Here is a 15511-nt window from a genome sequence, read left to right as displayed (position 1 = left end):
ATTTGCAACCATTAACGTTAACCCTGACAGCATTTGGGCCATATAAAGATAAAGAAGTTATTAACTTTACAGATTTACGGGAAAATCGATTGTTCGTAATTTCCGGTAACACAGGTGCAGGAAAGACGACCATTTTTGATGGCATTTGTTTTGCATTGTATGGCTCAGCAAGTGGGCAGGACCGGGAAAATAATATGATGCTGCGCAGTGATTTTGCCGACGACAACGTTCATACAGCAGTAGAACTGGAGTTTGCGCTTCAAAACCGCACCTATCGCGTTCTGCGCCAATTAGGGCATGTTAAACAAGGGAACAAGACGAAAACAGGAGAACGGTATGAATTTTTTGAAACGACGGGAGGTCAGGAAATCCCCTGTGTGGACAGGCAGATGGTTTCCGAGATTAATCAGAAGATCGAGGAGCTGATTGGCTTAACACAGGATCAGTTTAAGCAGATTGTCATGCTGCCACAAGGTGAGTTTCGTAAACTATTAACCTCACAAACGGAAAATAAAGAAGAAATCCTGCGCCGTCTTTTTAAAACAGAACCGTACAAGTATATTACAGAAAAAATGAAGCAAAAACGGCTTGCCATGGATGATGCCTATAAGCAGGCTGTGCAAGTACGTGATCAGTATATCGCTGCGATCGGGCAAACCTTACCACGACGAGAAGGTGCTGCGCTTTTTCCGTTATTAGAGGAAGAGTATCAGAATACCAAGCAGGTGCTGGATGGACTTGAAGAAGAACGTCGATTTTATGAAGCGAAGATAGTAGACGATAAAGCAGCTTACGATGATGCGTACAAACGCCATAATGAGAAACAAACGACCTACCACCATTCCAAAGCGCTGAACGATCGCTTTATTTCATTAGAACAAAAAGAAACACGTTTAAAGGAATTAGATGGTCAGGCAGACACCTTTCGAGCAAAAGAGATCCAACTAGAAAAAGCGGAACGAGCGCAACGACTTGCCCCCTATGAAAAACAGCGGGACGATTGGCGCAAAGACGAAGCTGTAAAACTGGAAGCACGAAAAGAAGCGGAAGATCAGCAAAAGCAAATGCAAGAGAGGCTTGTGAAAGTTCAAGCAGCTTATCAACAGGAAGAGAATAAAAAGTCAGAGCGAGAAGCGGTTCGAAAAGAGCTGGATAAGCTGCATGACTTTTTACCAGTTGTGAAGGAAATGGATGCTGCCAAGCAAAAGCTTCAGCGTCTGCATCAGCAAGGGAAAACAACCTATGCAGAATGGAAGCAAGCAAAAGAGAAGCTAGATGAGCAAAAAAGCCGGGCAGAACAATTGGATCAAAAGATTAAAACACTCGACGACCAAGTGGAAAAACTGCCAGACAAGCAACAACAGTTAGGAGAAATGCGTGAGCAGCTGAAACTCCTGATGGATTATCTCAAACGGAAACATCATGCAGCAAAGCTGAAAGCAGAGACGAAGCAACAGAAGCAGGGAGTAGAAGATAAAAAAGCCTTCTACCTTAAACTGGAAGAGAGCTGGATTAATAACCAGGCTACCCTATTAGCCTCCCATTTGCATGACGGGGAAGCGTGTCCTGTTTGCGGAAGTCTCGAGCATCCGCAAAAAGCGACGAGCACAGAAAATACTGTTTCCAAGGAACAAATGGAAAAGGCTAAACAAGAATATGACCTTGTGGACAGCAAATACCGAGAAATTATAGCAAACTATCAAGCTGCTGCTTCCCAACTGGAAGAAAAGGTGGAAGAGCTCAAGAGCCATTCAATTTCTGTAGAAAATGCCGAAGAGGCAAAAGACAGGCTTACACAGTTAGGCACTACCTTAAAGCAAGAAGTGGAACAATTACAAGCATCACGCAAAGAACTAGCAGAGCAAAAGAAAACCTCTGAACAGTTAAAAGAAGCGGTACAGCAATTAGAAAAAAGCGTCCAAGAAAAGGAAAAAGCCTACCAGGAAATTAAATCGTCTTATGATACATCAAAAGCCGTCTATCAGGATAGAATTAGCAATATTCCAGAAGACGTTCGCGTATTGACAGAATTAGAGCAAAAGATTCAACAGGCGAAACAAAAGCAAGAACAATTGGAAAACGCCTGGGAAGCGATCCAAAAGGAATTGCAGCAGGTGAAGGAACAGCAAGCAAAGGCAGCAGAACGTCTCACCAATGTCGAAAAACAATACCAGGAAACCACTGCAAAGCGGGAGGAAGTCGAGAAGCAATTCACAAACGCTTTGGCAGAGTCTGGCTTTTCTGCAGAAACCGACTACCATGCGGCGAAGCTCTCAGAAATAGAGCGCATGGAGCTAAAAAATAGTTTGGATCAATATAAGCAAACACTTTCTACCGTTAAGGAGCAGGTGTCAGAACTTAAAACAGAACTCAAGGATAAGCAAAAGGTTGATTTGACTTCAATTGAGGGCGAACTAGCTGAATTAAAAGAAGCGTACGAAAAGGCGCTAAGAACATGGCATGAATCAAAAGGATTTCAGCAAGAGGCGAAGACTTTACAGCAAAATATTGAACAGGCTAGTGAAGCTTCAGGAGAGCTAGAAAGAAAGCTTCGAACCATTTCAGATTTGTATGATGCGATCAGAGGGCAAAATAACCGCAAAGTATCGTTCGAACGGTATTTGCAAATTGAATACTTGGAGCAAATTATTGATGCAGCCAACCAACGCCTCAAGCATTTATCCAATGGGCAGTTTTTCTTAATGCGCAGTGATCGTCAGGAATCACACGGACGACAAAGCGGCCTTGCCCTTGATGTGTATGATGCTTATACCGGTCAAACAAGGGATGTCAAAACCTTGTCAGGTGGGGAAAAGTTTAATGCTTCCCTTTGCCTGGCACTCGGGATGTCTGATGTTATCCAAAGCTTCCAAGGCAATATTTCCATTAAAACAATGTTTATTGATGAAGGGTTTGGAACATTGGATGAAGAGGCGTTAAACAAAGCGATCGATACACTTGTGGACTTGCAGCAATCGGGCAGAATGATCGGAGTTATTTCCCACGTTCAAGAGCTGAAAGCAATTTTTCCAGCTGTTTTGGAAGTGAAGAAAACGAAGGAAGGATCAAGTAGGGCGGCATTTTTGATTAAGTAAAAGGAAAACCAGCATGGGCTTTGGCTCATGCTGGTTTTTTCGTTTTACGATGTTTGGACGCTTTTCTGTTTTTTGTAATAAAGGTTAAATAAGACCATGACGATAAGGACTAACACTGCACAGACCAGATAAAGGCTTTGGTAGCTGTACCCAGCAACAACAAGTCCCCAAATAAAGGAACCTAGTGCAATACCGGCATCATATAGCATAAAGAAGGTTGCTGTTGCATGCCCGCTCCTTGATGGGTCTGCTGTTTGAATGGCCATCGTTTGGAAGCTTGGCAGCAAGGTCCCATAGCCAAGACCAATTAAAGCGGCAGCTGTAAATAGCATCCAGGCGGATTGAGTGAAACTCAATACCACTAACCCTGCGACGAAAATCAACAGACACGGAAGGATCACAAAGCGAGGTCCTCTGGTATCAAAAGCTCTACCGAGAGAAGGCCTGGAAAGTAGCATGACTCCCGCAAATACTAAGAAGAAAAAGCTTGCCGCGGCTGCAAGCCCAATAGACTCTGCATAGACCGAGATAAAGGAAATAATACTTGCATAGGCAAGCGCTATAAGACTAGCGATAATAGCGATTGGCAAGGCCTTTAACTCTACTAAACTATGAATGGAAAATTTGTTCTTTTGCCCAGCTGTTTCTTTCACTTCTTTTTCTTCAACATGTACTAGAAGAGCTGCTATAATACCCGCTATCATAAAGATACTAAGAATCATAAATAAAGTCTGGAAGCTAACAAACTGCAGGAGGCTAAGTCCGATGAAAGGGCCAGCGACCACCGCTAGATTCATCGCCATTGCGAAATATCCCAGTCCAGCCCCCCTGCGTGATGGTGGAATTAGATCAGCTGCAATAGCCCCTGTGGCAGTTGTAATAACCCCAAAGGAAAGTCCATGAAAGAAACGTAAAACCATTAATGGAATAAAGGATTCAATACCAATGTAAACGAACGTGGTAAGCGTAAAGATGCCAACACTTATAACGAGTCCTTTTTTCTTTCCAATTCGGTCAAGTAATCCGGCTGAAAAGGGCCGTACAAGAATAGCGGCAATGAGGATGGATGTCACAACAAGGCCACCTTGGGCTTCCGTTCCATCCATATCCTGGATAACATAGAGGGGAAGGGTTGTTAATAACGTATAAAATACAACAAACACTAAAAATTGGGTTATAAAAATACTAATAAAACTACGTGTCCATATTTTCTCTAATTGATGTTTCATTCTGCTGTCTCTCCTGATGTCTTCATTTTACTTAAAAGCATATATAATTGATTTTTTTCCTGCTGAGATAAATCGGAAAGCATTTCATGGTCAAAGCTGTCCACTGATTTTTTAATAGATGGTATTTTTTCTAATGCATTGGATGTTAGTTCAATAATCCGCTCGCGTTTATCCTCTCCTTGCTTCCTGTTAACCCAACCAGCTTTTTCCATCCGCACTAACGTACGAGTCACAGTGGGCGCTTCAATATTTAAGTACCTCCAAATCTCGGTTTGGGTCATCGTCCCAAAGCTATCTAAACAATAAATGATCGCCCATTGAGAAGCGTACAAATCAAATTGCTTTAACCTAACATTCAATTCCTTTACGGTATAACGAAATCGCTGATTCAGCGCATGCATAATATCCCGGTTTTCAACATTCTTCATTTGTTCACCTCTATTTAATATTTACTTAGGTAAATAATCGCCGTTACCCATCCTACAGGAGTTTGGGGTGATTGTAAAGAGCCAAGGAGGCTGAGGGTCTCTACATATGCTATGTGTGGTTTTGATTTCTGGGTGGGGGAGGGGCTGCTAATCGACCAGTGCAGCTTGGCAATCGACCATGGAGGCTGGGTAATCAACCAATCGGGTGCTGCAATCAACCGATGCCGCATTGCAATCAACCAATCGGGTGCTGCAATCAACCAGTGCAGCAGAGCAATCGACCAATGGCGCTGTGCAATCGACCAAAGGTGCAGAGCAATCGACCAAGGGCGCTGTGCAATCAACCAGTGCAGCAGAGCAATCAACCAGTGCAGCAGAGTAATCAACCAATGCGCATTGCCATCGACCAATGCAGCAGAGCAATCAACCCCAACTGCTGCGCAATCAACCAATGCCGCAGTGCCATCAACCCCAACTGCTACGCAATCAACCAAAGCTGCATTGCAATCGACCACAACTGCTGCGTAATCAACCACAGCTACAGTGCAATCAACCCCAACTGATGCGCAATCAACCGATGTCGCAGTACAATCAACCCCAACTGCTGCACAATCAACCGATGCCGCAATCCAATCGACCACCACTGCTGCACAATCAACCAATGCCGCAATCCAATCGACCACCACTGCTACGCAATCAACCAATGCCACAGTCCCATCAACCCCAACTGCTACGCAATCAACCGATATCGCAGTGCCATCAACCCCAACTGCTACGCAATCAACCACCCCCACTCCACACAGCGCCAACGCTCCCTAAACTACTTATCAATCTCCCAAACTAGTAAGCCTTTGCAAAAAAGAGGTTGCTTTTTTGAAAACGCTTGTGGTAACATGGATACATCTTAGATACATCTTAGATCTATGTTGGATCTTTTTTAAAATGGGAGGAAATAAGCGATGAAAAATAGAAGACTGCTTGCTTTCTATGGCGATGATTTCACGGGATCCACGGACGCTATGGAAGCTTTAGATAGTTTTGGACTTCGAACAATTCTTTTTTTGGAACCGCCAACAGATGAGCTGTTAGAAAGGTTTTCTGATGCGCAATGCATTGGAGTGGCAGGAACTGCTCGAGCGAAAAGCAATGAAGAGATGGAAAAAGAACTTGCACCAGTTTATCAAAAGTTTCAGGAAATGAATCCATATTTTGTACATTATAAGGTTTGTTCAACCTTTGACTCTGCTCCTGAGGTAGGAAGCATTGGCTATGCTGCAGACTTAGCGAGACGCTATTTTGAAAACGCAACCTACCCATTACTTGTAGCTGCACCCGCCTTAGGAAGATATACGGTGTTCGGTAACCATTTTGCCAATTTCCACGGCTCGATTTACCGACTTGATCAACACCCGGTAATGTCGAAGCATCCAGTTACACCGATGGATGAGGCGAATTTGGCAACACATTTACAAAAGCAAACAGATCAATCAATTGGAACAGTAGACATCGTGGAGATGGATAAGGAACCAGAGAAATCTAACCATGATGAGAACATAGTGTTATATGACGCTGCTGAAGAGAAGCATATGCGCTGGTTTGCTGATAAGGTTTGGCAAGACAGAGGCGAGCAGGCACAATTCCTAATTGGTTCCTCAGGTATTGAATATGCACTAGGTGAAAAATGGGATAAAGACGGCGTTGTAGAACGAAAGGCAAAGGAACGTAAACCGCGTGATATTGAGCAAATGCTTGTTGTATCCGGAAGTGTTTCCGAAGTTACGAAAAGACAACTGGAGCATGCGGAAAATGCCGGCTTCCATATGGAACAACTGCCATATGAATTATTTACAGAGGAATCCATCCCTGAAGACTACTTAAACCGCATCATTGAATTACTAGATTCAGAGAAAAAAGTTATTCTTTATACGGCAAAAGGGACAGAGGATGCTGCAATTAAAGCAACGAGAGAACACCTTACACAGGCAGGTATTCCAGAAAGCGAAATTGGAATTCATATCGGTCGTCAATTAGGGCGCTGGACAAAATATATTATGGAGCATGCAGCCCTTAAGCGTGTCGTTATTTCTGGTGGCGATACTTCAGGATTTGTTACCTCACAGCTTGGTATTTATGGATTAGAGGTACTGCAAGGGATTGCCCCAGGTGCCCCGTTATGCCGTGCTTATTCAGACGATGAGCGATTCGATGATTTAGAAATTGCTCTGAAAAGCGGCCAGCTTGGCGGAGAAGGATTTTTTGAAAATGTCTTCTTAGCCAAGAAAACGTACTAAAAAGAAGGAGGAGACCGGGATGCTTTTAAAAGATGTGGCATACCAAGCGATTAAAGAAAAAATTCTTGAAGAAGAATATGCACCAGGACAATTTCTTTCTGAGCGCACGTTAATTCAAGAATTAGAGATGAGTAAAACGCCAATAAAAAATGCACTTGTTCGTCTGGAGTCGGAGGGATTTGTCACGGTCTCCTCCAAGCAAGGCATTATTATAAACGATCTATCCATTGAAAGAATCAATGATATTTATAACCTGCGTATTGCATTGGAAACGTTCACTTGTGATGCGTTATATCAACGGATTACTAGTGAACAGCTACGTGATTTAAAAGAAAACTTAGAACAGACAAAGGTCGCAGCAGAAAATTTGGATGTGATGGGTTTCGCCTCACTCGATCATGACTTTCATGTGGACTTGAGTGAAATCGCTGGAAACAAAGAGATTACACGCATTCTACTAAACTATCATGACCATTTACTACGGATTACATTGCGTCATTTGCGTAAAGATCCAACGAGAGTTCGAAAATTCTATCAAGACCATGTGGCGATTGTAGACGCATTAGAAGCCCATCAAGAAGAGAGTATTCATCTGATGCGACAACACTTACAAGAATCAAAAGCGATGTTATTTCAATAAAAGGAGATGCCAAATATGAAAGCAGTATTTGTTCAAGATGCGGAAAAAATAGAAGTTCAAGAAATCGACCGCCCCGTCCTAAAAGCTGATGAGGTACTAATTAAAGTAGCAGCAGCGGGAATTTGTGGTTCCGATATTCATACCTACAAAGGGTTACATCCTTTTAGAAAGCCGCCTGTCGTAATTGGCCATGAAGTGGCTGGGGAGATAGTAGAAGTTGGTGAAGCAGTAAAAGATGTCAAAGTTGGCGATCGCGTCACTGTTGAACCGCAAAAAGGTACGGGTGAAAGTGAAGGCGTTATGACTGGTAATGTAAACTATTCTGATGAAAGACTTGCTCCAGGTATGGGGGATTGGCTAGGTACAATGGCAGAATACTTCGTTTCACCAGAAGATCTTGTCATTAAATTGCCGGACAGTGTGAGCTATAACCAAGGTGTACTGGTAGAACCACTTGCTGTAGGCGTCCATGCTGCATTTAAAGGGGATATCAAGCCAGATGATCGTGTAGCGATTATTGGTGCTGGCCCGATTGGACTACTAACGCTAGCTGCCGTAAAAGCAAGAGGCGTAACAGAAACGGTTATTACCGATGTACTGGATTATTCCCTTGATGTAGCGAAAGAACTTGGGGTAACAGAAACCGTTAATATCATGGATAACCCGACATGGATTGACGATACGAAAAAGCTGATGGGCGGATCATTTGATAAAGTGTTCATCACTGCAGGGGTTCCAGGGATTATTAATCAAGCGTTAACGTTATTGAAAAAAGGTGGTCGTGTTGTAACCGTCGCCATGTTCCATGGACAGCAGGAAGTGGATATTGAACAATTACAGCAAAATGAAAAAGAAATTGTTGGCTGTATGACATATAACCGACCTGATACAGAGGAAGCATTGGAAATTATCGAGAAGGCGGAAATTCCAGTAGATAAAATTATTTCCCATGTGCTGCACTATGATGAAGCTGCACACGGCTTTGATATCGTAAATAAAAAGAAAGATAATTCCGTAAAAGTACTTGTAAGATTTGACTCATAGAGGAGGAATCAAGGGTGAAAAGGGAGAAATTAATTGGTCTGATTATGTTAGTAGCTACCTTAGCCCTTCTGGGAGCTTGCTCAAATACAGCAAGCTCTTCAGAAGGGGGAGAGGATGTAAAAACATTAAGACTTGGACATATACAAAGTGAATCACATACGTGGCATAAAGGCTCTGTGAAATTTGCAGAATTAGTCGAAGAAAAGACAAATGGTTCTGTTAAAGTGGAAATTTATCCAAGCTCTACACTCGGTTCTGACCGCGATTTAATTGAAGGAACACAAATAGGATCTGTTGACTTTGCATTGGTGGCAGGGGTAATGTCAAACTTCTATCAACCTTACTCCATACTAGAGCTACCTTATTTATTTGATGATCAAGAGCATTTGGAGTCCTTCCTATACGGGGAAGCAGGAGCAGAATTACAACGTGACATGCTAGAGGAAACTGGAATTCGCGGTTTAGAATTCTTTACTCGGGCACCACGGGAATTAACCACAAACAAACGCGTTGATTCGATAGAAGATCTACAAGGAATTAAAATTCGTGTACCAAATATTGAAGCATCTGTTGAAGGTTGGGATGCAATGGGAGCTAATCCAACTCCAATGAACTTCAGTGAGGTGTATTCTTCCTTGCAAACTGGTGTAATCGATGCACAGGAAAATCCGGCATCCTTTATTACGAGTGCTAAGATTCATGAAGTACAAGATTATTTAGTGAAAACAGATCATGTTTACGGGTATGTACAGCTGATAATGAGTGATCTCACTTATGAAAAGCTAACTGAAGAAGAACAGAAAGCAGTTGAAGAAGCAGCCTTAGAGGCAAGAAACTATCAAAATGAGCTTGTTGCTGAGCAAGATAAGAAAGCGCTTCAGGTAATGGAAGATGCTGGAGTAGAAATTATTGAAGTAGATAAAGAACCGTTCCGTGAAGCAGTACTACCTGTACATGAGCGTTTAGCGGATAAGTACGGCAGAGAGCTTTACGAGCAAATTATTGAAATGAGTAGTTTAGGGGGGAACTAAATGCAGGGCTATGTGCATTTTATAGATAAGCTAAATCAAGTAGTAAAATATATCGTTTCTGCAATGTTTATCGTTTTAGCAGTTTTAGTAGTCCTTCAGGTGGTTACACGCTTTATCATTGATTATCCACTGAGTTGGTCTGAGGAAATATCAAGGTATTTAATGATTTACATCGTGTTTTTAGGATCTGCACTTGCGATGCGAAATAAAGAGCATATTGCAATCGACTTTTTAATGGAAGTTGTAAGCGCTAAGAAAAAGAAAGTTTTAAATACAGTTATTTTGTGGATTAGTCTTATTTTTGCAGCGATTTTATTATACTTTGGAGCAGCTTTGACGTTAACGGTAGTAGGACAGGCAACACCAACATTGCAATTTTCCATGAGCTGGGCTTATGCGGCCATTCCGCTCGGAGCGCTTTTATTACTGTTGAACACCATTGCTGTCTTAATGGAAGATAGTAAAAGTAAAACGATAGAGAGAGGTGGGGCGCAATGATACTTGCATTATTTGTATCCCTAATTATCTTATTTCTTCTAGGGGTTCCTGTTGCGATCTCACTAGGTTTATCATCAAGTATTGCCCTGCTTGTTGCAGGAGATATCCCATTAATGGTACTCGCACAACGGGCATTTGTATCCCTTGATTCGTTTCCATTGCTAGCCATCCCGCTATTCATGCTGGCTGGAGTTATTATGGAATACGGCGGAATTTCGCAGCGATTAATTAATTTAGCCAATGCTTTAACAGGACATGTTTCTGGTGGATTGGCGATTGTAACAGTTGTCACAACCATGTTTTTCGCAGCCATTTCTGGGTCAAGTGTTGCCGCAACTGCTGCACTAGGTGCCATTTTAATTCCGGCAATGGTTGAAAGAGGCTATCACAAGAATTTTGCTGGAAGTGTGCAAGCTGTTTCAGGTACGCTAGGCATTATTATCCCACCTAGTATTCCGTTAATTTTATACGGGGTGGCAGCCGGTACATCGATTGGTGATTTATTTATTGCCGGGGTCACACCAGGTATTGTCATCGGAATAGGACTATTAATTGTCGTCATTATTGTGTCTAAAAAACGGAATTATTTAAAAGAGCCGAAGAAATCAAGCAAGGAATTGGGCAAAGCATTCTTAGAAGCAATCCCTGCCTTGATCATGCCGGTTATCATCTTAGGTGGAATTTACAGTGGTATTTTCACGGCAACAGAAGCTGCTGGTGTAGCTGTAGCATACGCTTTTCTCATTAGTATTGTATTCTATAAAACAATTAACTTTAAAAACATTAACCAAATCCTAACGCAGGCGACGGTAACAACCTCAACCATCATGTTTATTATTGCCAGTGCTGGTCTATTCAGTTGGATATTGACAATCGAAAACATTCCACAGCAGGTTGCGGAAATGTTCACATCCATTTCTACTAATGGAACAGTGTTCCTACTAGTTATTATGGTACTATTGTTGTTAGTAGGGATGTTCATGGAAACCAACGCTTCCATTATCATTCTTGCACCAATTTTGGCACCGGTTGCCTTAGAAATGGGTATCGATCCGGTACACTTTGGAATTGTCATGATTGTAACGCTAGCAATTGGTATGGTAACACCACCACTAGGATTGAACCTGTTTGTCGCTGGTAAAATCGCAAACCTACGATTGGATCAAGTGACAAGAGGAATGATACCATTTTATGTTGCAGTGTTGATTACATTGCTTATTATCGCATTTATTCCATCTGTATCACTCGGACTATTAAATCTACTTGATTAAGGAGCTGAAAAGGAATGGATAGATTAGAGTTAGTAAAAGAACTGCAGAAAACAGGCGTATTTATGATGAATAATAATCTTGCATGGGGAACAGCTGGAAATATCAGCGCCCGTGTCGATGAAGATCAATTTTACGTATCCGCAAGCGGCACGTATCTCGGAGAAATGGACATTAGTGATTTCTCCCTCTGCTCTGATAAAGGGTTGGTTGAAGGGAAGAAGCCATCTAAAGAACATATTATGCATCAAAATATTTACAAAGAACGCCCGGAAATTAATGCCATTTTGCATGCGTCACCTTTTTATAGCACGTTGATTGCAAATACAGATATTGAGATACCTTCCAACTATTTTGTAGAGGCAATGTATTATTTGGAAAAGGTAGTTCGTGTTCCATATAAGCATCCAGGAAGTGTGGATCTGGCAGATGCTGTAAAAGAAAGAGCCAAGCAAGGAAATGTGATGCTACTGGAAAACCACGGAATCATTGTGTATGATACAAGCCTTAAAGAAGCAAGAATGGCACTGGAAACCTTAGAATATACATGCAAAATGTACATCCAGGCACTGCAAAGTAGTATTACGATTAATGGCCTGTCAGATGAAACTGTACATGATTTTCTACAAAATGCAGGCTATAAGCCAGTACGAAAATGGAACTAAGGTAGGTATGGAAAAACAGCTGAGACGATTGTCTTGGCTGTTTTTTTGCGTTTGTTTGGGAGAGGGTGGGGAGGTGAACAAGGGCGCTGTGCAATCAACCACTGCTGCAGTCCTATCAACCACCACTGCTGCACGATCAACCAATCCGCAGTGCAATCGACCATAACTGCTGCGCAATCAACCAATGCCGCAGTGCAATCGACCAATGCCGCAGAGCAATCGACCAATGCAGCAGAGCAATCAACCAAAGGTGCAGAGCAATCAACCAAGGGCGCTGTGCAATCAACCAGTGCTGCAGAGCAATCAACCCCAACTGCTGTGCAATCGACCAAAGGTGCAGAGCAATCGACCAAGGGTGCAGAGCAATCAACCAAGACTGCCACGCAATCAACCAAAGGTGCAGAGCAATCAACCAAAGGTGCAGAGCAATCGACCAAAGGTGCAGAGCAATCAACCAATGCAGAAGTGCAATCGACCAAAGGTGCAGAGCAATCGACCAATGGCGCTGTGCAATCAACCAAAGGTGCAGAGCAATCAACCAAGGGAGCTGTGCAATCAACCAAGGGAGCTGTGCAATCAACCAGTGCAGCAGAGCAATCAACCAATGCAGCATTGCCATCGACCAATGCGCAGAGCAATCAACCAGCGCTGCCACGCAATCAACCACACCTGCAGTCAATCAACCAAAATTGCCAATACTACTTCTAAATAATAGACACAGGCCTTCCCCAAGCTCGGTCGCATTGCAAAAATACGCCACCACTACGTTACCGCCAAACAGCATAATTCAATACATCTTTTCATACAAAAAAAGCCTGAGCATGGTATGCTAGTTTACAAGAGAAACAACAGCAAGGAGTTTTAGTATGCATGAAAAGAAACTGCAACGATTACTCATCACGTTTGTAACGGCCGCAATTGGCGGCTATATTTTTTATGTTTTACATATGCCGTTACCATGGGTCCTTGGGGCGCTAACGTTTACGTTCCTCGTGCAAGGGTTTTTCAAGCAGGAAGCCTATATTCCAATTCCGTTAAAAAACACAGGTTTTATTATACTAGGTATTTATTTTGGACTTTATTTTACAATGGAAACCTTTCAGACCGTCTTACCTTATTTTATTCCATACCTTTTGCTTACCTTCATTCTGATTTTTGCTTGTATTTTTCTTAGTATCGGGGTGACGAAACTGCCATGGGTAAAGGTGGATAAAATGACAAGTATTTTTGGGTGCATCCCTGGAGGCTTGTCGGAAATGACAATTGCCAGTGAAGCCTTTCAAGCACGCACCCCTCTTGTTGTTATTTTCCAAACGATCCGCCTTGTGACGGTACTATTTATGGTTCCCTCTGTAATGGCCTTGCTTTTTGGAAAGGTGAGTGGGGACGCGAGTGCACAGTCTACGGGGGAGGTAATCCTCGGTGCTCCTGTTAGCTATTTATGGTTTGTCCTTCCAGCCATCGCCGGATTATATTTAAATAAGAAAATTCCAGCTGGGATTATTATAGGAGCGATTGGGGTAACGGCACTGATCAACATTATGTTTGTCGAGTTGCCGGCTATCCCGCCGGTTGTTATGAACGCAGCCCAAGTAGCGGTTGGGGTAAGTCTTGGGAAAAACATTCTATTTCGGGATCTAAAAGCAGGGGGCAAGCTCTCCTTTGTGTATTTTGGGACATCAATTATCATCATTGCCTTTTCGCTTTTACTCGGAGTTATACTAACAAACTTTACGTCTCTCGATTATATAACAGCAATCCTTAGCATCGCACCAGGTGGCTTGTTCGAAATGGTATTAACAGCCTACAGTCTTGGCGGGGATCCTGCTTTAGTGAGCTCACTGCAGCTCGTACGTATTTTAGTCATCGTAATCGGTGTACCTCCGCTTCTTGGGTTCATATTTAGAAAAAGGCAGACCCAGGCTCGTGAATCGTAAAAAGCCCTCCTTATATAGGAGGGTTTTTTAGATAGCATCCTTTTAGTCAAACAGCTCATTACTAAATGACTTTTTTTAACAAAAATTTTTAGAAAAGTATGGTAATATAATAGATACTAGTGCTTTTAGGTTCCGTCTAATCTACTAAAAAGGTTTATAAGAAAAGGCACCCAAGATGGTTTCTGAGTGTCCATGTACTGTTCATGCGCCTCACTCGAACGCATAAAAACTTTCGTTCGCTTACATTGGCTTAAATATCAATGCTCCATACTTTTGAATTTATCCCATCTTAACTAGCAGTAAGATCGGAGCATCAACTGATTCGATTCGTTCAACTAACATTTGGAGGAAGGGAACCCCCCACCAAATGAAGTTTCACTTTATTTTCATGAGGAAAAGGAGTGCTTTTTTATGGCTAGTGAGAAAATATTGATCGTGGATGATGATAGGGATATGTCTGAAATTCTTGGTACCTACTTAAAGCAGCAGGGCTACAGCGTATTATTTGCCGCAGAAGGGATTCATGCCTTGGAAATAGTGGAAAACGAGCCACCAGATTTAATTGTCTTAGATGTAATGATGCCGCATTTAGATGGATTTGAATTATGTCAGTTGCTGCGGAAAAAAACCGATGTTCCCGTATTGTTTTTCAGCGCCAAGAATGAGGATGGAGATAATATACTAGGCCTTGGAATCGGTGCAGATGATTATATTGCAAAGAATACGAGTATTCCTGTAGTAGTGGCCAGAATAAGAGCGCATTTACGGAGAAATCGCAAGCTGGAGGAGCAGCATAACAAGCTCTCTCAGCAACCGATGGATGCGGTTATCCGGTACCCGGGACTTGTCATTAATTTAGAGCAGGCAGTCGTAACCGCTAATGGCAGACCTATAAAGCTTTCGGCAAAGGAGTATCATTTACTATGTCTATTAGCGCGCAATCCCGATCGCGTATATAGTGTGGAGCAGTTGTTTGCGTTAATCTGGGGCGCCGATAGTCTAGGTGATTACCGGACGGTCATGGTACATATTAGCAATATCCGCAAAAAGCTTGAGGAAGAGCTCGGTGCTTCCTCCTATATCGAGACCCTCCGTGGAATCGGCTACAAATTTACCGGGACATTTCCTGGCTGACTGTATTGTTTTCTTTTAATTGCTTCAAAAGGTTTCGAACCTCGTTAGGAGACAAACCGGTGTGTTTTGCGTAAAGGATAAGGGTTATCCAGTCCTGATCATAATTTTTTATCTGTTTTGTGATCGCTTTCTTTTTCAAAATATCCCCCCTCATGTTCATTAACTACATTATATGAAATGTTTTCAAAATAAGGCTAAAGGATCGTTTAAGTTTGGTTAAACAATACATTAAATTGATTTAAAGCAGGAGG

16 protein-coding genes are annotated in these 15511 nt (G+C 42.3%); 10 read left to right on the top strand and 6 right to left on the bottom strand.

The genetic code is table 11. The features are described from left to right. Window positions 1–2 precede the first annotated feature (2 nt). A complete protein-coding gene (locus LG273_RS14620) occupies window positions 3–3095 on the top strand; it encodes an AAA family ATPase (RefSeq protein WP_404454835.1) in 3093 nt (1030 codons plus the stop codon). Between the two features lie 44 nt (window positions 3096–3139). Here LG273_RS14620 and LG273_RS14615 read toward each other — a convergent pair whose 3' ends face one another. From LG273_RS14615 to LG273_RS14605, 3 genes are read right to left on the bottom strand one after another with little or no spacing between them, the layout of a single operon-like run. Continuing rightward, window positions 3140–4324: an MFS transporter gene (locus LG273_RS14615; protein WP_404454832.1), complete on the bottom strand. Its 1185-nt coding sequence runs from the start codon at window positions 4322–4324 to the stop codon at window positions 3140–3142. Next, window positions 4321–4752 (bottom strand): MarR family winged helix-turn-helix transcriptional regulator, encoded by a 432-nt coding sequence (locus tag LG273_RS14610; RefSeq protein WP_404454829.1) that lies wholly within the window; start codon window positions 4750–4752, stop codon window positions 4321–4323. The genes LG273_RS14615 and LG273_RS14610 overlap by 4 nt, the downstream gene beginning before the upstream one ends. A 14-nt stretch (window positions 4753–4766) precedes the next feature. After that, entirely contained in the window at window positions 4767–5540 is a 774-nt protein-coding gene (locus LG273_RS14605) for a hypothetical protein (protein WP_404454826.1), read from the bottom strand. Window positions 5541–5711: 171 nt separating this feature from the next. Between LG273_RS14605 and LG273_RS14600 the strand changes: the two genes are divergently transcribed. From LG273_RS14600 to LG273_RS14570, 7 genes are read left to right on the top strand one after another with little or no spacing between them, the layout of a single operon-like run. Further along, complete coding sequence (locus LG273_RS14600) at window positions 5712–7043, top strand: four-carbon acid sugar kinase family protein (protein WP_404454824.1); 1332 nt, start codon at window positions 5712–5714, stop codon at window positions 7041–7043. Window positions 7044–7062: 19 nt separating this feature from the next. Beyond that, a complete protein-coding gene (locus tag LG273_RS14595) occupies window positions 7063–7683 on the top strand; it encodes a GntR family transcriptional regulator (RefSeq protein WP_404454821.1) in 621 nt (206 codons plus the stop codon). Between the two features lie 15 nt (window positions 7684–7698). Then, complete coding sequence (locus LG273_RS14590; RefSeq protein WP_404454818.1) at window positions 7699–8727, top strand: zinc-binding dehydrogenase; 1029 nt, start codon at window positions 7699–7701, stop codon at window positions 8725–8727. Window positions 8728–8741: 14 nt separating this feature from the next. After that, a complete protein-coding gene (locus LG273_RS14585) occupies window positions 8742–9758 on the top strand; it encodes a TRAP transporter substrate-binding protein (RefSeq protein ID WP_404454815.1) in 1017 nt (338 codons plus the stop codon). Continuing rightward, window positions 9759–10256: a TRAP transporter small permease gene (locus LG273_RS14580; RefSeq protein ID WP_404454813.1), complete on the top strand. Its 498-nt coding sequence runs from the start codon at window positions 9759–9761 to the stop codon at window positions 10254–10256. Next, window positions 10253–11527 (top strand): TRAP transporter large permease, encoded by a 1275-nt coding sequence (locus tag LG273_RS14575; protein WP_404454810.1) that lies wholly within the window; start codon window positions 10253–10255, stop codon window positions 11525–11527. Before LG273_RS14580 ends, LG273_RS14575 begins: the two co-directional genes overlap by 4 nt. A gap of 14 nt (window positions 11528–11541) precedes the next feature. Beyond that, window positions 11542–12189: a class II aldolase/adducin family protein gene (locus tag LG273_RS14570; protein ID WP_404454808.1), complete on the top strand. Its 648-nt coding sequence runs from the start codon at window positions 11542–11544 to the stop codon at window positions 12187–12189. On the opposite strand, the gene LG273_RS14565 is transcribed toward LG273_RS14570, so the two are convergent. Then, complete coding sequence (locus LG273_RS14565; protein WP_404454805.1) at window positions 12186–12353, bottom strand: hypothetical protein; 168 nt, start codon at window positions 12351–12353, stop codon at window positions 12186–12188. The two genes, LG273_RS14570 and LG273_RS14565, sit on opposite strands and share 4 nt — an antisense overlap. Beyond that, complete coding sequence (locus LG273_RS14560; RefSeq protein WP_404454802.1) at window positions 12326–12868, bottom strand: hypothetical protein; 543 nt, start codon at window positions 12866–12868, stop codon at window positions 12326–12328. Before LG273_RS14560 ends, LG273_RS14565 begins: the two co-directional genes overlap by 28 nt. A gap of 187 nt (window positions 12869–13055) precedes the next feature. On the opposite strand from LG273_RS14560, the gene LG273_RS14555 reads away from it, so the two are divergent. Together LG273_RS14555 and LG273_RS14550 are read left to right on the top strand one after the other, a co-directional pair. After that, window positions 13056–14126, top strand: a complete 1071-nt coding sequence (locus LG273_RS14555; RefSeq protein ID WP_404454800.1) for an AbrB family transcriptional regulator — start codon at window positions 13056–13058, stop codon at window positions 14124–14126. Between the two features lie 411 nt (window positions 14127–14537). After that, the gene (locus LG273_RS14550; protein WP_379562710.1) at window positions 14538–15260 is read left to right on the top strand and encodes a response regulator transcription factor; all 723 of its coding nucleotides are present in this window, start codon (window positions 14538–14540) and stop codon (window positions 15258–15260) included. On the opposite strand, the gene LG273_RS14545 is transcribed toward LG273_RS14550, so the two are convergent. Next, window positions 15238–15399 carry an anti-repressor SinI family protein gene (locus LG273_RS14545; protein ID WP_379562709.1) on the bottom strand — a complete coding sequence of 54 codons (162 nt, stop codon included), beginning with the start codon at window positions 15397–15399 and terminating at the stop codon, window positions 15238–15240. The two genes, LG273_RS14550 and LG273_RS14545, sit on opposite strands and share 23 nt — an antisense overlap. Window positions 15400–15511 lie beyond the last annotated feature (112 nt).

Origin of the sequence: Oceanobacillus kapialis, from assembly GCF_044790185.1 — a bacterium.
Lineage (GTDB): Bacteria > Bacillota > Bacilli > Bacillales > Amphibacillaceae > Oceanobacillus_B > Oceanobacillus_B kapialis.
Note: the sequence above shows the minus strand (reverse complement) of the source record. Positions and strands in the feature narration are given on the sequence as shown.